The organism is Mucilaginibacter galii (assembly GCF_014635825.1).
GTDB lineage: Bacteria > Bacteroidota > Bacteroidia > Sphingobacteriales > Sphingobacteriaceae > Mucilaginibacter > Mucilaginibacter galii.
In genome coordinates this window covers 356,936-381,890 of the sequence record NZ_BMDO01000003.1, presented here as the reverse complement: position 1 = coordinate 381,890, position 24,955 = coordinate 356,936, and the positions used below count along the sequence as shown (strand labels likewise).

Annotated in this window: 21 protein-coding genes; 17 read left to right on the top strand and 4 right to left on the bottom strand. The window is 39.3% G+C overall.

The annotated features are described in order from the left end of the window. Positions 1–256: transposase DNA-binding-containing protein (locus IEV61_RS20775; RefSeq protein WP_373867829.1), on the bottom strand; the 256-nt coding region annotated here is incomplete at its 3' end. Between the two features lie 139 nt (positions 257–395). Between IEV61_RS20775 and IEV61_RS08480 the strand changes: the two genes are divergently transcribed. Beyond that, the gene (locus tag IEV61_RS08480; RefSeq protein ID WP_188415629.1) at positions 396–1,085 is read left to right on the top strand and encodes a hypothetical protein; all 690 of its coding nucleotides are present in this window, start codon (positions 396–398) and stop codon (positions 1,083–1,085) included. A gap of 42 nt (positions 1,086–1,127) precedes the next feature. Then, positions 1,128–1,400 carry a hypothetical protein gene (locus IEV61_RS08475; RefSeq protein ID WP_188415627.1) on the top strand — a complete coding sequence of 91 codons (273 nt, stop codon included), beginning with the start codon at positions 1,128–1,130 and terminating at the stop codon, positions 1,398–1,400. A 335-nt stretch (positions 1,401–1,735) separates the two neighbouring features. Here IEV61_RS08475 and IEV61_RS08470 read toward each other — a convergent pair whose 3' ends face one another. Beyond that, positions 1,736–2,797 carry a hypothetical protein gene (locus tag IEV61_RS08470; protein ID WP_188415624.1) on the bottom strand — a complete coding sequence of 354 codons (1,062 nt, stop codon included), beginning with the start codon at positions 2,795–2,797 and terminating at the stop codon, positions 1,736–1,738. A gap of 413 nt (positions 2,798–3,210) precedes the next feature. On the opposite strand from IEV61_RS08470, the gene IEV61_RS08465 reads away from it, so the two are divergent. From IEV61_RS08465 to IEV61_RS08450, 4 genes are read left to right on the top strand one after another with little or no spacing between them, the layout of a single operon-like run. Further along, entirely contained in the window at positions 3,211–3,582 is a 372-nt protein-coding gene (locus IEV61_RS08465; protein ID WP_188415622.1) for a TIR domain-containing protein, read from the top strand. A gap of 8 nt (positions 3,583–3,590) precedes the next feature. After that, positions 3,591–4,556, top strand: coding sequence for a caspase family protein (locus IEV61_RS08460; RefSeq protein ID WP_188415620.1), 966 nt, complete (start codon positions 3,591–3,593; stop codon positions 4,554–4,556). A gap of 8 nt (positions 4,557–4,564) precedes the next feature. After that, positions 4,565–5,524 (top strand): DNA/RNA non-specific endonuclease, encoded by a 960-nt coding sequence (locus IEV61_RS08455; protein WP_188415618.1) that lies wholly within the window; start codon positions 4,565–4,567, stop codon positions 5,522–5,524. 6 nt (positions 5,525–5,530) lie between these two features. Then, a complete protein-coding gene (locus tag IEV61_RS08450) occupies positions 5,531–6,034 on the top strand; it encodes a hypothetical protein (RefSeq protein WP_188415616.1) in 504 nt (167 codons plus the stop codon). A gap of 120 nt (positions 6,035–6,154) precedes the next feature. On the opposite strand, the gene IEV61_RS08445 is transcribed toward IEV61_RS08450, so the two are convergent. Beyond that, on the bottom strand, positions 6,155–10,738 hold the full coding sequence (locus IEV61_RS08445; RefSeq protein ID WP_188415614.1) for an AAA family ATPase: 4,584 nt from the start codon (positions 10,736–10,738) through the stop codon (positions 6,155–6,157). Positions 10,739–10,913: 175 nt separating this feature from the next. Between IEV61_RS08445 and IEV61_RS08440 the strand changes: the two genes are divergently transcribed. From IEV61_RS08440 to IEV61_RS08405, 8 genes are all read left to right on the top strand, one after another. Further along, a complete protein-coding gene (locus IEV61_RS08440) occupies positions 10,914–11,780 on the top strand; it encodes a DUF4238 domain-containing protein (protein ID WP_188415612.1) in 867 nt (288 codons plus the stop codon). Between the two features lie 427 nt (positions 11,781–12,207). Then, positions 12,208–13,440: a DEAD/DEAH box helicase gene (locus tag IEV61_RS08435; protein ID WP_188415610.1), complete on the top strand. Its 1,233-nt coding sequence runs from the start codon at positions 12,208–12,210 to the stop codon at positions 13,438–13,440. 15 nt (positions 13,441–13,455) lie between these two features. Then, positions 13,456–15,231, top strand: coding sequence for a hypothetical protein (locus IEV61_RS08430; RefSeq protein ID WP_188415608.1), 1,776 nt, complete (start codon positions 13,456–13,458; stop codon positions 15,229–15,231). Further along, entirely contained in the window at positions 15,231–16,673 is a 1,443-nt protein-coding gene (locus tag IEV61_RS08425; protein WP_188415606.1) for a class I SAM-dependent methyltransferase, read from the top strand. Before IEV61_RS08430 ends, IEV61_RS08425 begins: the two co-directional genes overlap by 1 nt. Further along, positions 16,670–17,320, top strand: coding sequence for an alpha-ketoglutarate-dependent dioxygenase AlkB (locus tag IEV61_RS08420; RefSeq protein ID WP_188415604.1), 651 nt, complete (start codon positions 16,670–16,672; stop codon positions 17,318–17,320). The genes IEV61_RS08425 and IEV61_RS08420 overlap by 4 nt, the downstream gene beginning before the upstream one ends. A gap of 739 nt (positions 17,321–18,059) precedes the next feature. Then, complete coding sequence (locus IEV61_RS08415; protein WP_188415603.1) at positions 18,060–18,887, top strand: BRO family protein; 828 nt, start codon at positions 18,060–18,062, stop codon at positions 18,885–18,887. Positions 18,888–19,508: 621 nt separating this feature from the next. Beyond that, positions 19,509–19,868: a plasmid mobilization protein gene (locus IEV61_RS08410; protein WP_188415602.1), complete on the top strand. Its 360-nt coding sequence runs from the start codon at positions 19,509–19,511 to the stop codon at positions 19,866–19,868. After that, on the top strand, positions 19,843–21,189 hold the full coding sequence (locus IEV61_RS08405; protein ID WP_188415601.1) for a relaxase/mobilization nuclease domain-containing protein: 1,347 nt from the start codon (positions 19,843–19,845) through the stop codon (positions 21,187–21,189). The genes IEV61_RS08410 and IEV61_RS08405 overlap by 26 nt, the downstream gene beginning before the upstream one ends. 7 nt (positions 21,190–21,196) lie before the next feature. Here IEV61_RS08405 and IEV61_RS08400 read toward each other — a convergent pair whose 3' ends face one another. Further along, entirely contained in the window at positions 21,197–21,412 is a 216-nt protein-coding gene (locus IEV61_RS08400) for a helix-turn-helix transcriptional regulator (RefSeq protein ID WP_188415600.1), read from the bottom strand. A 162-nt stretch (positions 21,413–21,574) separates the two neighbouring features. Here IEV61_RS08400 and IEV61_RS08395 point away from each other — a divergent pair, with 162 nt between their 5' ends. From IEV61_RS08395 to IEV61_RS08385, 3 genes are all read left to right on the top strand, one after another. Then, on the top strand, positions 21,575–22,462 hold the full coding sequence (locus IEV61_RS08395) for an RNA polymerase sigma factor (RefSeq protein WP_188415599.1): 888 nt from the start codon (positions 21,575–21,577) through the stop codon (positions 22,460–22,462). Positions 22,463–22,476: 14 nt separating this feature from the next. Next, positions 22,477–23,568 (top strand): transposase, encoded by a 1,092-nt coding sequence (locus IEV61_RS08390; protein ID WP_188415598.1) that lies wholly within the window; start codon positions 22,477–22,479, stop codon positions 23,566–23,568. 311 nt (positions 23,569–23,879) lie between these two features. Beyond that, complete coding sequence (locus tag IEV61_RS08385) at positions 23,880–24,767, top strand: tyrosine-type recombinase/integrase (protein ID WP_188415597.1); 888 nt, start codon at positions 23,880–23,882, stop codon at positions 24,765–24,767. Positions 24,768–24,955: the final 188 nt, after the last annotated feature.

Genomic DNA, 24,955 nt, shown 5'->3' with positions numbered 1-24,955 from the left:
CCGTTGTATCCTGTATCGCCAATACCAACTTACCCTTAACAGAAGCGCTACAACGATCAGAGAGTTCGTCCACTAACTTACGTTCGCTGACCTTTTCATGATGTAGCAGACGATAATATGCCTTTTGCTCCGCCCTTGTCAAAGACAAAGACTGAATGCTGCTTCGGCCTGACCTGAATAATCTTTTATGTAGTTCTTCACCCCGGCGCTCTATCCGTTTATCTCCGAACCTATCTCTGTAATCCGCATTCTGCATCCGCAAAAATACAGCTTATACTTGTGGGTACACCGTAGACATGTCCGTGGGGGCTTTTTTATTTTAGATAGAATTTTTATAACGAAATACTGGTTGATATGATTAAATTGGAGGCTATACCTTTATAAACAATCGAACGGTGGATCACGAAGCACTTGACATTTTCAAAAACCTGTTAATTACTGCTGTCAACAATGTTGCGCCAGCTTACTTAAGTACCCATTACAATGAAGCTAGTGATATTATAAAGAATACTTTTGGATCGCAACGTATTACTTTAAAGGCAAAAGTTATAGGCAATTCTATTATCCAGACCGGAGAAAGGGTTTTCTGCTATGAACTGTATCATCAACTGCGAATGTTGATGGACCAGCATATGGCGGTTTTTCAAAACGTCTGTTTACAAGGAGAATTAAAAAAAATGCAAATCATACACTTAGCAGAAAGGTTAGGGCTAAGGCCATTAACTGCGGCTTATATTCCGGATTTTCTGCTGCATTCCCCATCAGTAGCGGATGAACATCCATATATAATTGAAGTCAAAACAAGCCGCACGTTATCATGGGAGGAGGTAGTGGCAGATATCAGCAAAATTGCGGAGTTCATGACGAGGTATAATTACCAAAGAGGTGTTTTTATCACTACTGCTATCAAATTAAGTTATGTCCTGAATACTAGAATAGCTAACAATAATTTGCTGCGTAATATTCCTAATATTAATCGTCTAGCTAATGAAATTTACATTCTCAACAGGGAGGATGAATTTCATGGGACGACTTGTCTACCACTCAGTCAAATACTTACCCCAGGTTTTGAATGGTTAGAATGATGTCAATCACGCCACTGTAAGATTAATTTAAACAGCACTCTGATGAAAGATTCCTATTTTTGCTTAAAAACGAAAATGAAATTTGAATTAACCCCATTGTTTCCCGGTAAGTGCATAGTTAAACTAATTCCAGAAACTCCTGAAGAAAAAGCAATCACAGATCCGGACATTTTCCAAGCTTACTTCCAGATAGGAATTAACAGGCAATTTGGCCCAAAAGCCCACTTGATGTCTGTTGACGAAATGGAAATTGGATTTGAAATGACAGCCAATTATATTATGGAACGTAGTCGACTTAGTGATCCCGAATTTTGATAACTAAAAGTTATTTATGCTACAGAATATGGCTAACCTTTATTGTTATTCAATATAGTAATAAAGTGTATTATAAGTCGTCGACTTAGCTTCTATATTGATAATCTTCGTTTTTATTATGTAATTTTTAGTTCATTAAAAAGCTACAATTGCTCTACTAATTAAAGATTTTAAACAATTCAAAGGGGGCGTAGATGGGGTTCGATTCCCCTAGGGGCTAAACAGGTAACAGCTTTTACAGTAAACGGCAGTCCGTAAGGGAAGCTTCTCGAACCCCTTTTTGACGGATTTGAGGCTAGTAGCTTCTTAGCAGACTACTGTCTACGCAAAATACCCTATGTAATCCCACCTAATTGTTTCCATCTTTCTAAATGATTTCCAATAATTCCAAATGAAAGTATATTGGCTCGTACTAATGGTGGAAGTATTGCTTCTATTGTTTTTCTATCGATTAATTTTTCGTGCGCATCTGTGTCCGAGCGAACAATTAATTTTGTTGCATCATAAACTATCCGACCAAATTCATCAACTGGCAAGCGATTCATTTTGAATATCAAATCGGCTAAAAGCGAAGCCGCTAATGTTGGCTTTAAATATTGTCTTGTAATATCATCATCAACTTTTTCAACCTCAACTTCTTCAAGATTGAAACATTCCATAAATGCACTGGTCATAAAACCATCGCCGCCTTCTAACTTTAAAAGAGGCGTCTGATTTTCCAAAAATTGAATAGAAATTTGAGTTCCGTGTTGTTGATGTCCAAGCGAGGCAATTGTTGACGACTTGGAATACTCCGCAACCAATATCAATAAAGGATTGAGCAGAATTGAGTATTCATCCCAAAATGCAGACCGGTATCCTGTAACAATATCGGAATAATTAACTTGCAATGAAGTAATCGATCTATCCTCATCTTTTACAATTGCCCAAAGAGCGCTGTTATTAAATCGCAAAAACCGAACTGCAAAATATAAAGGAAGGTTGAGTAAGTCTGCAAAATTTCTAAGTTTCTGAAGTTTGCTACCACCAATTTTAAATTTATCCTTTTCTGTTGATTTTACATCTATAACGCATTTATAGTCGGCTATTTGACTACTTTTCTTCTGATATACAGAACAAGCAGGTTTCATTGTAAGATAATAATCTGCAACTGTATATTCTCCTTGGATAAGTGGCCGTTGTTCAAAACCGATTATATGTTTAGCTGTACAAAGCAATTTAGTCAATAACGCAAACTCATCTTCTTCTGATAATCCATTCACGGAACTCATTACAGATTCTTCGCCGCCAGCTTGTATATAAATGGCTTTTGTCTGGTTAAATTGATCTTCAGTGGCAACTGCTTTAATTGCTTTTAGCGCTTTGGCAAGTTCGATTTTGGTAACATCTGCACTCATTGACACGTGATGGTTTAGATTTCAAATATATGTGTTTAGTCTGACCAACGAAAAACCCATCATGGGAATGTTAAGAAAATTAGCTACTTGATTATATGGTTCGAGTCCAGCTCCGGCTACCGAGCAGGATTGTAAAACTAATTCTCAGGTAGCCCCAACAGGACTAAACTCGAACCGCTTCATAGAAGGACTACGCATTTTAGACCGTATTTGACAGAAGTAATTTAAGGGGGGCGATTTTCAACATTACTACAGTGTACCAGGAGCAAAACACAGGAATCTATAAACTTTTAAGCGCGATTGAACCTTTTTTTAAAATTTCAAATGTTGAAAAATGGTATCTTAACATTTAAAAGAAAGTACTATTTTTATAAATATTTATACCTAAACAATTAATAATAAACCTATACCCAATGGCTAATACAAAAGTCTTGTTCATCGCATTTGCGATCGAGGACGAAAATCAAAGAAATTTCTTAAAAGGACAATCGCTACATCCGAGAGCGCCATATGAATTTATAGATATGTCTGTAAAACAACCATATGATAGTGATTGGAAAGATAGGGTAAGAACAAGGATAAAACGATCTAACGGCGTTATCATATTGGTAAGTAAAAACTCACTTACATCCAATGGTCAAAAATGGGAAATTCAATGTGCAAAAGAAGAAGGAAAGCCGATCCTAGGCATATGGGCTTATTCTAACGATCGTACTGATATATTTGGTATAAATATAAAGGCGTGGTCAGATGCAAACATTAATAGTTTCATAGATAGTCTTTAACTTAAACTATGAAAAAAGCTTTAATAATAGGCATCAATAAATATCCCAGGCATCCACTTAAGGGGGCAACAAATGATGCTAGAGTCATTTCTGAACTCCTTAAGGTAAATGGTAATGATTCTACGAATTTTGAAGTTGTTACGCTTTATGACGTTGAAACGAAGTCTGAACTATTGACTAAAATTTCTGACTTTTTTAAAGTCACCGCCGATATGGCTCTGTTATATTTTGCTGGTCATGGATTTGTTAACGAATTGGGTGGTTATATTGTAACTCCAGACCATAAAACTTATGATGAAGGCATCGGTATGCATGATATTTTAAATCTAGCAAATCAATCAAAAACGAAAAATAAGGTAATAATTCTTGACTGTTGCAAATCAGGATTTTTTGGTAACGCAACTGACCACGGTAGTATTACACCTATAAACACAGGAATATCAATTCTTACTTCGTCTAGAGAAGATGAAGAAGCTAAAGAAATAAACGGACATGGCATATTTACTAATCTTTTGATTGAAGGTTTAAAAGGAGGAGCAGCCGATGTTAGAGGGCATATTTCTCCAGGAGGTTTATATGCCTATATAGATCAGGCTTTAGGCGCTCATGAGCAAAGACCTGTGTTTAAAACGAATGTTACTGAATTTGTAGAATTAAGGAGTATTGTCCCGCAAGTTTCTCTTAGTACGCTTAGAAAGTTGACTGAGTATTTCCATACTCCCTCAGATAGTCTGCAACTTGATCCTTCATTTGAGGACACAAACTCTAATGACGTCGCTCATGAGGTAATCGAACCTTATGCTAACAAGCAAAATGTAGCTATTTTTAAAAATCTCCAGAAATTAGAAAGCGTTGGCTTAATCGTCCCGGTAGGTGAAGAGCACATGTACTATGCCGCAATGCGGTCCAAGACCTGTAAACTTACTTCTTTAGGCCATCATTACTGGAGGTTGGTACGTGAGGGAAGAATATGACGACAAGTATGAAAGGCTTCAACATTGATTTTCTAGGCGGAGAATTTCAAGTAATGATTCCCGACTACAAAGCCTACGCAAATGATATAGCGATAAACAAGGACACATCAAATGATGAATTAGATTATATTTATTATAGCGTAATCCAGTCGAAAACTAGGCGTGTTCCAATAATAAGCGCAAGTAATATTTTTAGAATCAATTTTGAGAAAGTTGATCGGTCCGGAAACTTCAAAAGAGATCAAAGGATTGGTGATCATGAGCAACTCTCATCAAATGATTATAAATATTTTAATTCAATCAAAGCAGCTGTTATAGAAAAAGGTCATATGACTAAACGCGAAGACGTTCAATGGGACTATTCTGGTAACCAAATGAATGCTCAAAATGCTGCAATAAGTACATTTTTTTATCCTAACGCCTCTCCACAACACGATTCTTTAAATAACGGGCCTTGGAAACATTTAGAGAATTCAGTAATAATAAAAGGGCGTGTACCTCAACCCGCTAAGATTTCGGTCTTTACCGGTCCGGTATTAGATCAATTGGATCCCGAATTTAAAGTTAAGCTTGAAGATGGGACAACCTTCAAAATTCCCGTTCTATTTTGGAAAGTGATTTACTATTTGAAAGAAGACAAGAAACTTTACAGAGCTGGTTTTTTAATGGGACAGATCAATCCTTTAAGAAGAGATAATTTAATTAACGAAATAGGCACTAGGGATTTCGAAATCGTTGAAAAAAAATCTTCACTCAAGCCGTTCCTTGAGTTTAAAGAAGATGAAAATTATCAGGTTCCAGTATCTTTAATTGAAAATTTGACAAAATTAAAGTTCCAGTACGCTATTGATCGTCATGAAAATATCAAACCAACAGTATTGAAATTGGAACAGGTGCAGATAAGAGGTTTTGATAAAGAAACAACGGCTCAGGAACCGATGATGGAAGTTATTGGTCTTTTAGTTTAACCAATTATGCAAGATATTATCAACGTATTTATTTCGCATCCTACCCCTTACAATAAACAACAAACGGTATTTCTTTCACTAATTGATGCTGAATTAAGAAAACACGGATTAAATCCAATTAACTTGGGTAAGAATAATTGGAACTTTAGAAGTCCATTAAAGCCAATCAAGGAAATAATGGACACTTGTGCGGCTGCTATTGTTATTGGCCTTGAAAGGCATCATAGTTACATCGGCTACGAAAAAGAGTTTTCAAAGAAATCAAAAGAAATAACACATAAATATAGTTCCTCCCCTTGGATACAAATAGAAGCTGGAATGGCTTATCAAGCTGGACTGCCAATATTGATTTTAAAAGAAGAGAAAGTGTTTGGGGAAGGGATATTAGATCCTCAAATAAGCGACTCTTTTGTTTTTAGTTTTGAAATCAAACAAATGCAGAAACAAATAGCTCCAGAGTTATCTGAAATGATTTTGAGTTGGGTGATACATATTAAACAGAAAGGTTAAAGGTAGAAACTATTGCCACCTGAATTTGGAATGATGTCATATTATCACGAATTCTTATATTAAAAATGTGGCTTCATTGTATTGAACTGTTTTCTTATCGCAACCTTAACATACCCTTGCTTACAGAAGTTCTTCTAATAGCTTTTCAGTTCTTATTCGATAGCGGAAATCCATGAGCACTTTGTCGAATGATAACAGCAATTTATGATTGAGGCTTTTGTTTGGGTTGGTCTGGTTTTGAAGTGAGTTAAATGCTCCAATGATAAATTTCGTAGCCTGTTCATTTGTTGACAACCGCTCCTCTTCCTCATTTAAGACTGAATTTTTATCTAATGCCATGTCAAAAAGTTCAATGGCAAGCAAAACATGATCCTTACATTGAAAAGTAAGATATTCAAGGAAATATTCTGACATTTTAAAGTACTTGGACTGTACGTAGGACTTTAAAAAAACAAATACATCAGGTAATTTCAAATGTTCAACTTGAATAAAACTCCATCTAAGCTCTTTGTGATCTTCTTCTGTGGAAGCTTCGAGAACGTGATGTAACAACCTGTTGCATTTTTCTTTAGTGCCATCAATTGTGTAATAGTATTTCATGACTTCTGAAATTGCAATACGTGCGCTTTTTGCATTCTCGCGAACCAGTTGAAAAACGATATCTTCTGACTGTTCGTATCCATGTAAAAAGGCACCAAAAAGCACAACAAACAAGTTCCGACTATCCTCATCGCCAAGGTTTTTTAGAGCGATCAATTTGCGAAGCCCCGGAATTAGCCTTTGGAAATCGTAATTGATCAAATAGTTCGCTGAAACGATCGATGATGCGAGCACGTGCGAATCGGTTTCTATGCTTAGGGCATTCGCGAAAATCTTAAAAGCTCTTTCAGGGTTACGGCGCATCAAATACGCAAAGTCATGCAATACGACCGCTTTAGCAGTGTCCGGTCCATTTTGTAATATTTTCTCAAATAGATCAAGCACTAGCTCTTGTTGATCTTCCCTCACATTTAGCAAAGCACGAATAGCTCTACCCGAATTTTTACTGGCCCCCCTCGACCAAATGCCCCTGTTCAAATCGGTTTCCGTGCCAGTGCTATCTTCTTCCTTATCTTCGTCGACGCTATTAAAATCTAATGATTTTTTTATTAAAAAATCAACAACCCAATCATCTGATATTCCCGAGTATAGGAGACGTTTGGCAATACTTATGCATATAAATTCGTACTGCGCTGCTTTGTTATCAACCAACAGTGGACGTGCCATATCTACAATTTGCACGGGATCGCCATCTCCCTCAAGCCAACCATGGATACCTTCCAAGGGGTAATCCAATGGAATCAACTGGTCCAAGAGACTGGCACGTATTACTTCAATATGCTTAAGCTGGGTTTTTTTACTGATAAGTTTTCCAAACGCACTCGCATGTTCCCTTAAACCACCCCGATTTCTTCCAAAATCACGTACGTCGCTATTGTATTTTCTAAACGAATCCAGCAACTGAGTATTTGACATAAAAGCAAGCCTGTCTGGCCTGATAGGATTTTCGACCGCACTTGCCATTAACAGTCCGGAATAACGGGCTTCTTTGAAAGAGCCCTGAAATTTACGCTGCCATCCCCTAAACTGAAGCTTAAGCATCGCATCGTCTTCGAAAACTTGTGGTGGTAATCGTCTCATCCACGCATATTTATTAATACCAAAAGTCTCGTAGAATTTGACGTGGCCGTCATCAAATTTCCGAAACCCGATCTCACGTGGTAGGTGTAATTCGCTAAGCGTATTCAATACATTTCGCTGTTCATCCGGCAAGAAGTGAGAAAAAGACTTTTCAAAAATTCCACGATAGGCACCTAATAACCTGCTATGGGAGTCGAAGTAGTTAATCGATTGAAAGAAAAGGAACAATTCATAAACTTTTTGAATATGAGCTAGTTCATTATCCTGCAAGGCAAAAATTAGTAGTCTCAGCACAGCCTTGTAACGGCCCCTTACATGCTCGCCGAAAAAGCGATCAAATTCTGGATGGTTTTTCGCAGCAGCTCTTTTGAGACAAACTGCGAGCAAACGATACAAATACTCTTTTCCGGTTAAAGTATCATCGTCGCGAAGATCTGTGTAAGCGTAATCATAATTAATAATAAAATAGTCGTCCTCATAACCTTCAAGCTGATCAAGCCGAAAATCTGACGAAATCGTACGATAAAGGATATCGATCAACTTTTCAGGTAAATCTTTTGCCAGTGATTTTAACACCTCATGTTCTTCATAATCCCTATAGCTTGCATCACGACTCTTGTTCCGCCCAGGAAGCGTCTCTTCAATTTTTTCCAATGCAAAATCTGGGCTGTCATTAGCGATATTGGCTAGGATATGATAGTAAGCGAAACTGTCACTTTCAGCCTGATCATGACATCTTTCAAACAGCTCGAAACTAATAGGATTTGACCAGTTTGTAAGCGTATACAGGATATTAACGATCGTACTATTATCGGTCAACTTTTGAGTGAAATTCCATGCCCCTTGGTAGTTTGAAGTAGTGAAAGATCTTAAAAAGAAAAATGCAGCGTTCTTATAGTAGTTAAACTCGCTCTTCCCCAGTGAATGACCGGCGAACTCGTGACTCTCTTTATTCAGCACATCCAGCATGCCATGGTTTATCGCAAAGTCAAACCATGTATTGGAACTGGCTGTCTCTAGATATAGCAGTTGCATTTGAAAAGAGTTTTTTACCTCTTCGAGTACTAGTGTTTTTTCGTCATTCGTAGGATATTCATGCTGTAACAGGGAAGTAAAAAGCAAATGTTTAAGATGGAACAAAACACCCGAATCATTAAAAATTTGCGTCAGCAAGCGGTTATATTTTACTGGATCATAATCGCGGTAATAATTAACGATCATACGTACCGCTGAGCGTATATGAATAGATTGTTCCTGATCCATCAAATACTGATGCACATCGTTTCCGGCCTCTACGAATTGTTTAGAGAATGCAAAATCATAGAATGATTGGTGGAAGAATTGCAAAAGATTATCTTCGATCTTAATGATCCGTTCGCTCGCCATGTAATTTAACTCGTCGGCATAATCCTCGAACTGAAATGTACTTACCGTAATCGTGTTCGATTTAAACATTCGTTGTGCAATGTCATAGACCAGTTGTTTTACAGCACCTTTTGTGATTTTCGTACTCGCGGGAACATTAATGATTTTATCTCTCCAATAAATCTGATAGATCTGTTGGATGTTGGTTAAGCCGAGGTGTTTTTTGCGCTTAGCGATCTGGCTGAAAATGTTCAGATGGATAGGCGTACGTAGAAGATTCAACAATTTGTCAGGTACAGCGTCCTGAGAAATACCAATCTTTTTTAGCTGAGTAAATATGGCATCATCCGGCAGTGGCCCGACTTTGATCGTCTCAATATTCTTATAAACTTTAAGGGAGGGGTCAAATTGCAGATCCGCCAGTCTTACAGACACTATAATCCGCACGTTAGGGTCGTGCGTATACTGTTCGATCAGATCTTTGAAAACTTGCAGGTAACTTTTATTTGAAGACATGGATTGTGATAACGCATCGATCTGATCGATCACCAATATTGTAGTAGGGTACACCCGCTTACAATTCTCGATGAAATCATAGATAGGTATGGATAGCGCGATTTTATCCTGAAGTTCTGCAATTGAAGCCGAAATGATTTTGTCAGCCTTCAAACCAAGTACGGGTATGCCTTCCTTTAGTAATCTATCGTACAGATCTTTGACAATTACGGTCTTTCCAATTCCTGCATTACCCGCAAGCAAGCAAAAGTTAAGAAGCCGATTCCGATCGTCTTTTTTAAGTGTTTTGGTAAGCCATTGGTATAATAATTCGGTTTCAGCCCTTTCGATATGCGAATCACTAATGCCTAAGAATTCATTTCTTTCAGCACGAAGGGAGATAGAGCTTCGTTGTAGTTCACGATCGATGTTGGATTTCGAAAGTTCTTTGCTATTAAAAAACTTAATTTCCTGCTTTAGAGCAGCTAATTCCCTATTGTCTATTACTGTCCTGACACCAAAGAATTGTCCGATCAGGTGTTGCATCTCGGTCATCGACAAATAGTTGTCCAAATCCTGATGATTCAATTTTTTAATCGTTATACCTTGTAGAACCGCGATGACCTCCGAAGGCAGTTCGGCTTCTCTGATCTTGAGCGTAGTAAGTTTTGCGTATTTATTTAGGTTGAAAGAAATCCATTTAGTTATTTCGTCTTCTTCCTGGATCAACCGATTAAAATCATCAATAAAGTCACTGCAATCTTTTACAAAGTTTTTTGCAACTGCTATGTAATAAGTAAAGTTGTTTGGATCAGTAATCAAAGCCGGATTGATCAAGCTGTAAAGGGCAAACTTTGTTACTTCTTTCCCGAACTCGTCCTTGCTGAGGTTGTTATTATATTGTTTACACTGAATTATACCATTTGTATCTCCGTTCATGGAGAGTACACAATCTTTTCCATCATCAGCAACACCAGGCATCAGGCTGATGCGGTTATGTCTCGCCAGCATAGCATTTTCCACGAGCACATCAAAAATGCTGTAGAGCAGTTCCTCAAACCTTTTTGGATTAGGAAGCCGGTTATATGGAAATGGTTCGCCTGCTAGTACCGCAGGTTTCTCTGAGTGTAATAAAAATTGGTTTTTGGTTTGCTGATCAGTCATTAATGGTTGCTATAATACAAAGAGTAACCATAAAGATACAAGCCATCAATGCAAAAAAATATGTAATTTACTAACAGTCTAACAAAAAACCATTGTAAATTAACTATGGGTAATTATCGCAAACGTTGTCAATCGGGTTATCGGATAAATAATCGAGCCCATTAAATCATTTACCATGGCTAACCATCATTACCTACCGCAATTCTATCTGCGGGGGTTTACTAATAAAGAGGGGAAATTCCTAATCTATTCCGTAGCGAAAGGCCGCTTCAAGGGCGAAAATAAATGGTTTTCACCGGCCAGCCATTTCTTTATACCGGACGATAATATAGCTCCAACAGAAGGTTGGGCCGATAATTATCTGGAAACGATCTGCAGCGCAAATGAAAGCCGCTATGCGCGAATTTTAGACAAGATTAAAGCCGTTGATCAAGGGTTTGGCTTGATCAACGAAGACATCGTGTGGCTCAATTATTTTGCAGGAGAATTATTCTGGCGGGTGCCTTCTCAGCGCGAATTGATCGATTCAGCAATCAGTCTTGATCAATTGAACCAATTGGGTGTTGCCGTGATAGATAGAAGAACTATGCAACAGATAGATCCGAAGCAACATGAAGAATGGGTGAAAGATGATCCCTTTTATTTCAAAAGACTGCGGAATGTGTTACCAGCGACTAACTACTGGAATATGTTAGATTGCAAATGGCCTTGTTCGGTTAAGACATTCACTCGTCCTTTTCCTGCGATTTGCAGCGACAACCCTGTGATGCTCCGTCATCTAGAGAAAGCAGATGCATTTTTGGATGACCTGATCTTTCCGCTGGCGCCGAATAAGATGTTCTTTCGCATCAGGAATATGCGGGAAGTTTTTAACCCGAACCTTAAATTTTATATCGATATGCTAATGTTGCTCCAGGCAAAGGAATATGTATGTTGTGTTGATCCGCACTACCTCGAAAGACTGTATACTGTCTATAAGCAAAATTTTGACACGGTAGACGAACTTAGACAGATGGTATTCGGGCATTTTACAGGTAGTTAATAATTGCGCGCCATCTATCAAGTAGAACCGTGGGGCTGTCGTTTCAAATGTTCGGTAGATTATCTTCTGGCTGCGTGATTCGAGCCCAGTTAGATGCACCCAACTGGGTGTTTCTCGAACCATTTCATCGAAGATTTAAGAAGCTTAGCGTCTATAAGTTCTTTATAGGTGGCTCATTTTGGGCCCTGTTCTAGCGACCTATTCATTTATATCACTCAGACCAAATCCTGAATAAATCGAATTACTTTAATATTACAAGGCAGCCTAAATAGGTCTTTCGATTCGATCTTGAAAAAAACCGATGATAGGTAGATAAAATATCACTACAAATAATGCTAACTTTTTTAGTATACTTGTACGCGTTGAATACTTATAATATAATTAACAATCGTTCTTTTTTTGTAGATTCGGAAAAACCTAAATTATCATGCCTGATTTTAGATTTAGACTTCCGCCTATTGATGAGTTAACTCGATCACAACGGTTGGCCTACATACCAAGACATTCTATGCTCGTTACTGGAGGACCCGGAAGTGGAAAAACTGTGGTTTCCATTTTTAGGTATCTAAGGCAAATTGGCGAGGATCAACGGCCAATGTTTTTTACATTCAATAGGACGTTAATGGCTTCTATACGTGGCACATTGAGGCAAAGAGCGGATGTTCTACTGCCGGAATTAGATGAGTGGGAAGTGGAAAATTTAGTAATGGACACTGTTGGATCAATCTCAGAATGGTATTGGGCTCAATTTAAAGCCGTTTTAAAGGATGAAGATACCGATGCGCTGAGAAGAAATTTCAATGACTTTGTTGCTGCCAGAGGAAATGTGAAGTTTCCTGGACTGTTTATAGACGAAGCGCAGGACATCGAGCCTAAAGTGATTGAATTAACTTACCTGCTTGGAGAAATTGTGAACTGTGGTGCTGATCGCGCACAAGACTTACAGGGACACTATACCGAGCCGGCGGATGAATTAATTTTTAAATTATTGAATGATCAGGAGGCGACCCGTAGACAAGGTTTATCTCGAAATTTCCGTAATACAAGGAAAATTTTTGAGTTTGCAAGACAATTCGTTCCGGAGGACATCACTGTCCAAGAGATTGATTTAACAGGACTCGATGAAGGTGATAAACCGGAAATCTACCAAATGACTCAAGATGAGCAGTTTGCATTGATTCTAAAAATTGTAGTAGATAGCCCAAACAGCAACATTGGAATTCTTTTGCATACAGGTCCTCAAATAGACTTGTTGAAGGATTTTTTTGAGAGTAATGGATATCTATGTGATGGGACTGCACCAGAAAATATGTCATTTTCTTATTATAAGCATATAATGCCTAACAATGATCGACTAAATATGGAAACGCGTCTACAGACTCCATTTATCCTGACATTTGATTCTTGCAAGGGACTTGAATTCGATATTGTTATAATGCCATTATTTGATAAATCAGATTGGGCATTGGCTACGGCCAAAAGAAAAAGAGATGGCACAACCGATTTTCAAGCGGATGGTACTCCAAAAATGTATGCAACCAGAAATCATTATTATGTTGCTGCTACAAGGGCACGCCGGACGTTATATTTGATGTATGAACACAAACCGGGCATCATTTCATTTTATCAAGAGGATGAAGAGGATGATTTACCTTTTTAATTAATTTTGGAACCGATGGCCAAAGAAAAGAAAAACAGAACAAAAGATGCTGACAACATCAAAAAAAATACAGGTTCAAAAGACACCTTATTTCCAAACGGTTATGGCCAAAATGACAATCTCTCGTCTAGCAATGAGGAACCAAATGGCTCATTTCTAACTCCTAGGGTGAAGAATATAAACTTATCTTCCGGCGGTTTAACATTCGCTAAGCCCTTATATATTCAAATTGCAGCAGAGAACATTTATAGTGTTTTTTCCAAGGCGTTGATCTTACCTTATGCCTATTTAGGAGACAAAGTATTTCCTGACGTTCAATCAATTTATCGAAATGGTTTGATAATCAGTAACGGTATCATTGATCCAGTTTCCAATATATTACTACTGGAAATAAGACTGACCAAAGATGAGGAAGCTCGTGTTCAGATTAATGACGCTGTGGGTATAATCGATTTTCCCTTACCGATATCCAGAATAAAGAAAATATATACGGTCTCAGCCGCAGTTAAAAATGAAATTTACAAGACGGCAATTGCCAATGATGGTGGAATCATACCGGAAAAATTAATCGAAATAATTCCTAAATCATTAAAGACGGTTACCCTTCCTAAAATTGTCTTAGCGGAAACGACATTGGAGTTAGATTCGATTAATCTTTATGATAAAGTTCTAGGCGCTTTTGCTTATTTGGGCAATTATAATTTGTTATTGGCAAAACGTACTAACATTTTAAAGACACTTTCGGACCATTTCCTTTTTGCACTACAAGCGCTAACTAAGGACAACGCTTTTGAGATTATTGTAAACGAACGTGCAACTAATTTCTATAGGCAATTGTTCGGCGTAAAAGCAGGAGAATCAGCAATATTTTCATGGCTGATAGAACGGCTGATCTCCGGAGAAAATTTTCACGACGAAGACGTGGCAAAATTTGCTAATCTTCTCGCAGATAATGTTATTAATAAGGATTTCCTGCATGAAGTGAGATCGACTTTAACTGCCCTGAATAAAAGCTTGGAGCGCAAAACCGCAATAAGAAATATACCTGCATTAAATGATAGCGACAAATTTTACCTTTATCTTTTTGCTATTCTAAGGCAATATGGAAGTTTAAACTCCGAGGATCGATCTATATCCCGTGCAGATTTGCCGGATTTAATTCATTTGCCTTATGCGGAATATACATTTGCCTGTCTAGGATTTTTCTATGGCTATACCGCACTACGCAATTATGAGGAACGACAGGTTATCGAAGATGAGGTTTTTCAATTCTTTGTTAATGGAGAAAAACGACAAGCCATAAAATTCAAATTAGAGGATAAGTTTGATCTGAATGTGATTGAAACGATTTACCAGTTTACTTTTAATAAGCAGATAAGCAAATCACCATTGGATTACTTACCTAACCCGTGTGCAAGCCAATCATTACAACGTAGATTATCGAATGATAATGTAAATGCTGGTTATTCCCAAAGCACAATTCAGGTTTTAGATCGATTCATCTATAACATTAAACGGAAAACACTTACTGAACAAATTGATGAAAAGCTGGCCAAATTGGGATCTGAGATTCCAGGGCTTTTTACCGAAATTGGATTATTTTGTCACAGAAAGAATTTGCCATGGTCTTTCGGCAATATTAATGCACTAATATCTAATCCAAAGGAAATGATCAAGTACTTTGTGTCTTTTAAAAAAGTTGATTTAGTTGAGGCAATAAATACCGGCAAGATAGATTCTAAGGAAGCATTGAAGGCCTTGACAAGCGGATTGGACAATAATGAACTCTAATGGATCCGGTTATATTTAGCAATGCATTAATCTTAAAATCAACTAAAGAGATTTTAGATTACCTACGTAACAACCGTGAGGCGATTAGATATATGTTTCAGATTGCTCCTACAAGATCTGAGAATACTGATCAGTTTGCGTCTGTACTGCTATCTATTCTTTCTAAAGATTTTTCTCAGGAAGAATTAGATGAAATTAGATTACAATCTTTATTTGTTCATTTAGCTTATTATTTCAAAAGAGCGAAAGCGGATGAATTTTTAGATACTTGTATTGGATTTATCTCGAATCCATATTTTAAGATACGTCTGGACGCGTGGATAAAGATTGGCCGTTACCATACTTATGCAGAACATATCAGCCAATTCGAAAAATACCTGACTTTATTGTCGGCCGCGTTGGATGAAACCGACGATGGTAATGCTAACGAGCTTTTACAGGATCTGGCCGACTATCATCTTTATGCACAAGAGCATTTATCTGCTGATGCCTATGCAAAGTTGTCTAAGCTATTTATAAGCAAAGAAATTGAGTTAAAGTTTCCCTTGCTGTCTCAGTTTAATCAGCGGGAAAGTGATGAAATTGCGGACCTTAATATTCAACCTTATGATGGTCATGAATACACACCTTCCGACTTTGTTAATGATATATTCGATACTCACTTTTTAAATAGTGTAAAAGGGAATTCGCCTAATTATCCTAATTTGCTATTTGGTTTTCCGAGTTCGGAAATCCGATTTGCTATTATCAAACAGGGGCAGGCTGATTTTGACCGGAAATATCAAGGGCTAACATCCGAGAACGTAACAGATCTTTACTGCTATTTTAATATGCGAATGCATTTTTACAGTACCTTGTCTCTTTTGGAAAGAAGCAATGTTTTTACGGAATATTACAACTCATCTGGAAAGATCAAATTCATAGATTTGGGGTGCGGTCCAGGCACAAGCGGCTTATCGTTTACAGATTATTTATACCAGCAAACCAAAGAAAAAGTCGTGTTTGATTATTATGGAATAGACAGTGCAAATAGCATGATCGCTAAAGCACGTCAGATTTTAAATAACGACGTTTTCTCCGGAACTAATGAATGTAAGTTCTTCAACACCTTAGATGAAATAAATATCCAATCATTCACTGACGCTAATTGCATTATCATCAATTGCTGCTTTGTATTTGCTAGTGAATCTTTGCCGATAAAGGAAATAGCCAATAAAATTAACCAAATAATTGATACCTATCCTTTTATACCAAAATATCTTTTATATCAAAATTCTGTAAAAAAAGAACTTAGTATAAGGTATGAAGAATTTAAAACGTTACTCATTAAGTATGATGTAGAATTGGAGGGATCGGAAATAATTAGATATCACAATGTTCAATACCCATCATATGAGTATAAAACGGTCAAGGGTAAATTTGAAATTTTGAAATTAGCATGAAGTCTACTGATAATTATGACTTGTTCAATCCGGTTCCGGATTATGCGTCAAACCCTCTTGTACAGAAAGGCACACAGAATGATTGCGCACAGACGACAATACCTGGCCTTATTTATTTAGATAATTTTATCGATTCAGCAAAAGAACAAGAATTGATCAGAGAGATTAATCTACAACCTTGGTTAACCGATATAAAACGGCGTGTACAGCATTATGGCTGGCGATATGACTACAAAGCTCGAGGAATTGACTACTCTATGTTTCTTGGCAAGTTACCACTCTGGGCTGAAGAAATTGCAAAAAAATTGGTAGCATATAACCTCATTAAAGATGAGCCAGATCAGGTTATTGTTAACGAATATCTTCCTGGACAAGGAATTGCCGGTCATGTGGATTGCGCACCTTGTTTTGGCGATACTATCGTTTCGTTAAGTCTGGCTTCTAACTGCACCATGGATTTTATCAATCTTAAAACAAAAGAAAAGATAGAAAATGTGCTAAAGCAGAGAAGCGTTGCCGCGATTTCCGGTGAGGCGAGGTATGATTGGACTCACGGTATTGCTGCTCGCTTGGCAGACCAGATTGACGGCAAGAGAATTAACCGGGAATTGCGTATATCATTGACTTTTAGAAAGGTAATGTTATGATACACATAAATCTGAGCAAGTAACTATAGTTGTGCAATTGTCCATTCTCATTTCTATTATATTACCTTTCTTACCATGCATAAACCACCTATTTTCGATCACCAGGTAAATCGCATTTCCAATATATAGACCCTTGTTGTGTACACGAATGACAGGGAGCTGTCTTTCAATGTGATTCACGTTCATGGCGTTAAAAAACCATTTGTTTAAGTCAATGCCGGGGATGTCGAACCAATGACTAAAACTAATGAAAAGCGTGAACGATTAATGATCAGTCCTCTTTACTGGAACTGGAAACTAAATGCTTCGAAAGCGCGAACGAGATGATAACAATGATAATAGGTTGGTAGCACTCGAAACAAGACCTTAAATGCGCGTGATAGGGATGACCAGTGCGGCAGCGATCGCCACTTATTGCTGGAACTGCATATCAAAACCAGGGAAAGAAGAGAAGGGACGATGAGCATTTATCATAACTAATAAAGGTTACGTTACCGCTGATATTAATATCCGATATTAAGCCAGAGACAACTACCTTTCTTCCGGCTCAACAAGGAAGGCATTGGGAACTCACTCATAGTCACAATCGATATCTCTGCCTGTAGGTTTCTATTTAAGCTGGATTGTGATGTATTCAAAATAAACCTTTAAGAAACTTATATTTGTGGGACAAAAATTGATGTTTTTTCAGACACAAAGATGATATTTATAAGGCTAACATTGTTTATCTTTAACTTATATGTCAGAAGAAAACGATAACTCAGTGCAGCAGAAGCCGCTCCTTTTTGAAGATTACAGCCACGAAAATGGAATTACCTATTGGTGGGCATCGGATTTTGCAAAGATGTTAGGCTATCCAAATTTGACATCTTTCTCAAAGCCTATTCACAGGGCTATGCAAGCTTGTTTAACAATTAACATTGACACCCACGATAATTTTCAAAAGACTGATCGGGTCGTTGACGGCGTTAGTATTTCAGATTATAAGCTAACGAGGTTTTCCTGTTATATGGTCGCCATGAATGGTGATATAAAGAAACCGGAAGTAGCAAGAGCACAAGCATATTTCGCCAAACAGGCAGAGCAACTTAGTTTACTGCTATCAGGAGCAAATGATGTCGATAGATTAATAATTCGCGAAGAAATTAAGGATGGTAATAAATCCCTTATGTCTGTTGCCAAAAAGTCTGGTGTAAGTAACTTTGCACGGTTTAATGATGCAGGATATCTGGGCATGTACAATATGCGCATACAAAAGCTTGCAGTGCAAAAGGGGTTAAAATCAGGGGAGCCACTACTTGATTATATGGGTAAGACTGAGTTATCAGCTAACTTATTCCGCATAGCATTGACTGAAGAAAATTTAAAACAGCAAATTTTTTTTAGCGAAGCAAAAGCCAGTAATGTTCACCGGCAGGTAGGCGCTGATATTAGAGCGATGGTCAAAAAGAATACTGGGCTCAATCCGGAAGAACTTCCGATTGAAAGGCGACTGGGAGAGGTAGGCAGTGAACTTAAAAAGGCAAATAAGCATCTCAATAAGAAAAAGAATAACCCTCCCAAATAGCTCTAAGTGGCTAATCCTATCCTCTTGTGCCTTCTCGAATATAGTTGCCTAAAAATCGATTGCTTAATGCATTATGTAATTAGATTAATTTCACTCACTATATCATACGTGAAGCGTATGAAAGCTTATTAAAGAAAAGCAAGCCATGTTTTTGTGTTACAAAAACGGCTTGCCGGGTATATACCCGGACCGCTATACCTCACTTTGTTCAGCATAGTAAGCGCTTTGGAAGCACCCGGCTGGGCTTAACATTGTTAGGCAAGGGGCGTTATGCATTTTACGAGGAAGTTTAACATGACTTCTGAATTGGACACCCACATAAACCTTCAAAACAGGCCATTCAGCATGTCAGGTAAACACTTGCCCGGTAGAAAGTAAACCAAAACCTGCTAAAGTAATTTGATCGGTACGGCGTACCCAAGAGTAGCATAGTTTACACCGCTCTAAAAAGCTATTTTTGTGGTACAAATCTGCCCAGGGCAGGTTCTATCGTGAATCATTTACTGTTGCGATAAGTCTTGCGGACCGGTTCCGCACCCAAGGGGTAACCCCTCCGGGGATAATTAACAGAGCGCGTCAGGATGCTGGCCGCGCTTAACGGACGATAAACTTTTGAGATTTATGTCAAGGCCAAGAATTTCTGCTGCTGAACAAAAAACCTTCTTTTTTTCCTTTAGGGTTACTCAAGCACAGCGACAGGCGCTGCTGGAACTATCCGCTAACACCGGCCGCAGGCCTGGGGACCTAATCCGTGACAAGGTGTTCGGTGGCAGTTTCCCCCGAACTAAAATGGCAAGGATTGACCTGGCTTGCTATACTGAGCTAAAAAAGATCGGCGTTAACATTAACCAGTTGGCTAAACACGCCAATTCAGGCAAACTCCCCTATGGTATCAGAGAGTCACTAATCGACCTAAAACGGCAGGAGCATCACCTTTTAAAGTTATTGCTAGCCCATGATAGCGCTGCAAAAGATCGGTAAAAGCTTTATGGGTGCTTTAAAGTATAACTGGAACAAGCTTGCCTATCCCGATCGTAATATCAGGGCTGTATTGCTGTCGACCAATTTTACTTCATTAGACCTGGGGTTTATTAAGCAGGAGGTTGACCTGATCAAAAGCCTCAGGCCCTCACTGGGCAGGTATGTTTATCATACCAGTCTTAACTTTTCTAAGGAGGACGTACTGGACAACAAGACAATGTTAGCCATTGCAGAAGATTACCTGATGCTTAGTGGGTACTCCAATAACCAGTACTTCATCTTCCGGCACCACGATGCGGATCATCCGCACCTGCATCTGCTGGTCAACCGGATAACGTTTGATGGTGAGGTGGTATCAGACAGCAATAATTACAAAAAGAGCGAGGCTATCTTAAGGAAGTTAGAACAGCAATGTAACTTGGTAACAGTAGAGCAAAGTAACCATCTCTCTAAAGAGCAGAATAAGGCTGTATCTAAGTATGCAAGTAGCGGTGTACCTATAGAGCAACTTAACAAAATACGTTCAGTGCGATCTAACAATAGATCTATGTCTCCGGGTAAACGTGTAACGTTAGAGCGAGGTAGTAACGTATCAGCTAAGCCTTATATCAAGACACCATTAAGGGCACCAACTAAAAGCGAACTGGAGATGGTTTACAGGACAGGTGAGGCATCCGCAAAGATGGAGCTTCAGGAGAGGATTTTACGATTGGTGTCCGGGCCTGGTATTTCTTTACAAAAGTTTATAAATAAATGTGAGGCAGAAGGCATTCATTTACTTTTCAACCAGGCCAGCACCGGCAGGGTAAGCGGGATCACTTACTTCTATGGTGATCTGAAGATCAAAGGGCAAAAATTAGGCAACCGCTTTAAGTGGGCGGAATTGATTAAGAGTTTAGATTATGAACAAGGTAGAGACAGCAAAGCAATTAGCCAGGCAAGCGAGCGAACAAGAGCGATATACGGGGACTACACTACGGGACTGCTCCATACAACAGGAGGACTGGGAAGTACTGCAGCAGTTACTGCACCTGATGCAGGTCAACTCCTCCAACCAACTGGCATTGTTGAAGCAGATGAACGCTACGCAGAACAAACAAGCGCAGCAGCTTATGGCCATGGAGCAGGCAATCATCCGTCAGGCCAAGACGCACCATCAGGTGCTAACGTGGATAAAAATGCTGGCGGTTATGGTGATTGGAGGGATCATGCTGGCGTTGGTTATATACCTGGTATCGAGATAAGCGATGATATTGACGATGAAGCTATATTAGGAAGGAACCGCAGGAGGCAGAAGAAGGCAAGGACGAATACTCGATAATAGTTTTTTAGTTATTTAGGGAAGACACTAATAACTGTCTGACATCAACTTCTAGGACAGCTGCTATTTCAAATAGCGACTCTACAGTTGGTTGAATATCGTTAGTACACCACTTTGAAACTGTCGTTTTGTTCCTTTGTAATTGTTCTGACAACCAAATATTGGTTTTGCCTTTCTCTGCAAGGACAGCTTTTATTCGATTATAATTACGCTTTTCCGCCATTTAAGAAGCATTAGATGCTATTGAAAGCTAATATAAGCAGTAGAAAAAATTCAATTTTTTATAAAGAGTGGCCTTATAAGCTATTAAATTAGCTTATAAATAAATTATAATTGCTTTTTAATACACTTTTATATAATTTCATATTATTAAAAGTTAATTGTAATGGCAACCCCCGATACCAAGCGAAGCATAAACGCTGCTGGCAAATTCAATTGTTATAGCAAAGAGCTATTTGGCCAGCTCTATTATAAACTTTATAGTCGTACTTATAGTTATGGCTTATGGCTTTTACATGATAGCTTCACTATCGAAAACATTTTACAAGAGGCCTTTTTAAAACTTTGGGATTACCGAGAAAACATAACCAGTATGGAACATGCCAGCCGGTTCTTAAAGCAGCAAGTTAAATGGGAATGCCACGCCTACTTCCGCAGCCCGGTCAGCCGCTTTCACCGCAGGTTTACTTATTTGGATGCAACCGGGAACGATGATAGCCTTTTGTATTTCGGTGAGCAGATAAATGAAGAAGAACAGGATGCCATTACCACAGGGCAGCTAAAAGCCATTAACGATATGATGCCTTTTGTTGCTGAAGGCAGGGAAAAGAACCTGATGAAACTATATTATATAGACGGTTTAAGCTATAAACAGATCGCTGCACGGTACGGCATTTCCATTACAGCAGTGGTGAACGATTTGCAAAAAGGCATTGCTAAATTAAAGGCCATGATCGTGCAGCCGCAAAAGTTGTTCAGTACTCCGGTGTTTCAATCAAAGACTTGTAATACTGGGCAACGGGTATGGCTTTATGATATGGAGGGCTTGAGTAAAGAGCAATCGCAGATCTATAGAATGCGTATGGAATTGAAACAAGAGTTTGCTTCAATCGCACGTTCCCTTAGTCTTCCGCAGGCTTATGTGCAAAAGGAATACGTGAAAGCCTGGAAAATTGTCAGCCAGCAAAAAAAAGAAAGAGGTTGTGTTTGGAAAGCCGGTTCCGACGCTCACCTGCGCACGGAGTACAAGCCGGTTACTATCCGAATCGCTTAACTACACTTTGCACTATGGAAAAGATACGTCTTACCCGAAAAATCCAATTGCTCATTGACAGCAGCGACACTGACTTTATTTACCAGTCCCGCGGTCAGATCATGGCTTGGCAAAATGCCTGCTACCGCTGTGCTAACCTCGTGTACACCCACCAGTTCATCCAGGAGCAGATCAAGGACATGGTGTATTTGACCGAAGGCATTAAGCTTCGGGTAACGGATCAAAGCAAGGACCCTGATGGGATGCTGACCTCTTCCCGGACGAATTCAACTTACAAAGTGCTTACCCAGCATTTCAAAGGGCTACTGCCCAGCAACATTTATAACAACTTGAATAATACACTGGTCGGCTCCTTCAGTCAGGACAAGGTACTATACCATACCGGTGAGCGCTCGATCAGAAACTTCAAGAAAGATATGGCGATGCCCTTTAGTGGTGAATGCCTGCGGAAGCTGACCGAGGTTCATGAAAGTGCTTACTTTACCTTTACGCTGTTTGGTATACCGTTAAAAACTTACCTGGGCAAGACGTTTGACGATAAGCGGGAACTGTTGCGCGAGGTGATCCGGGGCACTTATAAACTAGCGATCAGTTACCTGAAGCTGGAAGATAAAAAGCTCTACCTGCTGGCCACTTTTGAACAAGACCGGCAGGTGCATTTATTAAGTAATGATGTGGTGGCAGAAGCTTCTTTATCCCTGGAGCATCCCTTAACCGTTAAGATCGGCAGGGTGAGGCTAACCATTGGCAACAAAGAAGAGTTTCTGTACCGCAGATTGGCTATACAGGCGGCAAGACGCAGGGTGCAAGCCAGCCACAATCTAAACCGTGCAGGGCATGGCAAAAAGCGCAAGCAGAAGCCATTGGAACATTACAAGCACCAGGAACGGGACTATGTAGAATACAAGTTACAGGTCTATAGCCGGAGGCTGATCGACTTTTGTGTGAAGTACCAGGCGGCAACGCTGATCCTGACGGGCCAGCTGGATAAAGAGGAGGCCGCCAAAGAGGAGACCTTTGTGCTCAGGAACTGGAGTTATGGTAAACTCAAAGACAAGATTGCCTACAAAGCGGATAAGGCAGGCATTAACCTCATCGTGGAATAGGGAAAGATATCTTAGCCGTTACGTTTTTTGTTCAGTTAGTAGAATAGTTAAGAGGCTGCTTGCACAGCCGCAGGGTGAGGACATGACGTTGCCTCACTAAGCAGGGATGAAACATAGAAAGCTGAAACCGCTTTGCAATGTGATTCTGCTGCCTGCAACGGCTCGCTTATTCGTGTATGGATTATTGTGGTTCTTGTGAGGGCATTACAATAGTGACTTATACGATAAATGAGTAATGCTAAGTGTTAACATGCTTTCAGATCATCTGATTTGAAAGTGCAAAAGGCGTTCTATGCCCAATGAATGATATTTTGAATAAGGACACCTCTACCGGCGCATTGTTTAGCCGGGCACTGGATAAGAAATTAACATCCGGGATCAGTAAACAACACCAGGATAGCCTGCGACATGTGTTTAACCATTTTATGCGCTTCTTAGGGCCGGATGGCAGGGAAACACCGCTCAAAGATTTGACCACCGGTCAGATCGAAGCATTCTTGCAGCAGTATAATACGTCCGCGACGCACTACATGAATAAACGGCGTGACCTGAGTGTGCTTTTCAACACGGCAGGCAGGATGATCGATGAATACCTGATGACGGTTAGGAAAACAGAGGTCAGGCGGATCAAGGCTACCCTGCATCTGGCTTATGAACGGGAACAGTTGCAGCCAGTGCTGGGATTTTTAAAGGCGAACCATATTAACCTATACCGTTGTGCCCTGATGACCTACGGCTGCTTGCTGCGGCCACATGAAGAGATCCGCTTGCTGACCAAAAAGCATTTTAAAATGAACAATACCGAGATTCACCTGGAGGGTAACGAAAATAAAGGTGGACGGGTAAGGGTTGTTTTTGTCCCTGATTACGTAAGGGAAGAGTTTGAACCGGTATTAAATGCAATCGGCAGGGATGACAATATTTTTAGCCTGGCAAAGGAGCCGTTCAACGATAGCTATTTTTCCAAGCAGTGGTCACGGGAAAAGAAAAAGCTGTTAAGCCACGGATTGATCTACCCTAAGCAAACTCTGTATTCGTTCCGGCATACAGCGGCCATTGATGTGTTCCGCAGGACCAAGGATGTGTACATGGTGCAAAAGATCATGGGTCATGCTTCGGTACTGGTCACGCTTAAATACCTGCGTAGCTTGGGTGAGTTCAATACGGAAGAATTAAAAGCTGCTGCACCGGTATTATGATCAGGCTTACACGTGAAGATCTTTATCAAATGGTATGGGATATGCCAGTTACAGATGTCGCTAAGAGGTATACGATTTCTGATGTAGGCTTTCGGAAACTCTGTATCCGACTTAATATCCCTTTTCCAAAAAGCGGAGACTGGACAAAGATACGTTCAGGGCATTTTGTGGAACGGCCTGAGTTGCCT

What these genes read in the sequence shown, in the direction of transcription:
- IEV61_RS08470 (WP_188415624.1), bottom strand. Translation starts at nt 2,797, where the DNA reads ATGAGTGCAGATGTTACCAAAATCGAACTTGCCAAAGCGCTAAAAGCA.
- IEV61_RS08440 (WP_188415612.1), top strand. Translation starts at nt 10,914, where the DNA reads ATGGCTAACCATCATTACCTACCGCAATTCTATCTGCGGGGGTTTACT.
- IEV61_RS08415 (WP_188415603.1), top strand. Translation starts at nt 18,060, where the DNA reads ATGTCAGAAGAAAACGATAACTCAGTGCAGCAGAAGCCGCTCCTTTTT.
- IEV61_RS08460 (WP_188415620.1), top strand. Translation starts at nt 3,591, where the DNA reads ATGAAAAAAGCTTTAATAATAGGCATCAATAAATATCCCAGGCATCCA.
- IEV61_RS08395 (WP_188415599.1), top strand. Translation starts at nt 21,575, where the DNA reads ATGGCAACCCCCGATACCAAGCGAAGCATAAACGCTGCTGGCAAATTC.
- IEV61_RS08420 (WP_188415604.1), top strand. Translation starts at nt 16,670, where the DNA reads ATGAAGTCTACTGATAATTATGACTTGTTCAATCCGGTTCCGGATTAT.
- IEV61_RS08435 (WP_188415610.1), top strand. Translation starts at nt 12,208, where the DNA reads ATGCCTGATTTTAGATTTAGACTTCCGCCTATTGATGAGTTAACTCGA.
- IEV61_RS08475 (WP_188415627.1), top strand. Translation starts at nt 1,128, where the DNA reads ATGAAAGATTCCTATTTTTGCTTAAAAACGAAAATGAAATTTGAATTA.
- IEV61_RS08390 (WP_188415598.1), top strand. Translation starts at nt 22,477, where the DNA reads ATGGAAAAGATACGTCTTACCCGAAAAATCCAATTGCTCATTGACAGC.
- IEV61_RS08465 (WP_188415622.1), top strand. Translation starts at nt 3,211, where the DNA reads ATGGCTAATACAAAAGTCTTGTTCATCGCATTTGCGATCGAGGACGAA.
- IEV61_RS08400 (WP_188415600.1), bottom strand. Translation starts at nt 21,412, where the DNA reads ATGGCGGAAAAGCGTAATTATAATCGAATAAAAGCTGTCCTTGCAGAG.
- IEV61_RS08410 (WP_188415602.1), top strand. Translation starts at nt 19,509, where the DNA reads ATGTCAAGGCCAAGAATTTCTGCTGCTGAACAAAAAACCTTCTTTTTT.
- IEV61_RS08430 (WP_188415608.1), top strand. Translation starts at nt 13,456, where the DNA reads ATGGCCAAAGAAAAGAAAAACAGAACAAAAGATGCTGACAACATCAAA.
- IEV61_RS08425 (WP_188415606.1), top strand. Translation starts at nt 15,231, where the DNA reads ATGGATCCGGTTATATTTAGCAATGCATTAATCTTAAAATCAACTAAA.
- IEV61_RS08445 (WP_188415614.1), bottom strand. Translation starts at nt 10,738, where the DNA reads ATGACTGATCAGCAAACCAAAAACCAATTTTTATTACACTCAGAGAAA.
- IEV61_RS08450 (WP_188415616.1), top strand. Translation starts at nt 5,531, where the DNA reads ATGCAAGATATTATCAACGTATTTATTTCGCATCCTACCCCTTACAAT.
- IEV61_RS08455 (WP_188415618.1), top strand. Translation starts at nt 4,565, where the DNA reads ATGAAAGGCTTCAACATTGATTTTCTAGGCGGAGAATTTCAAGTAATG.
- IEV61_RS08405 (WP_188415601.1), top strand. Translation starts at nt 19,843, where the DNA reads ATGATAGCGCTGCAAAAGATCGGTAAAAGCTTTATGGGTGCTTTAAAG.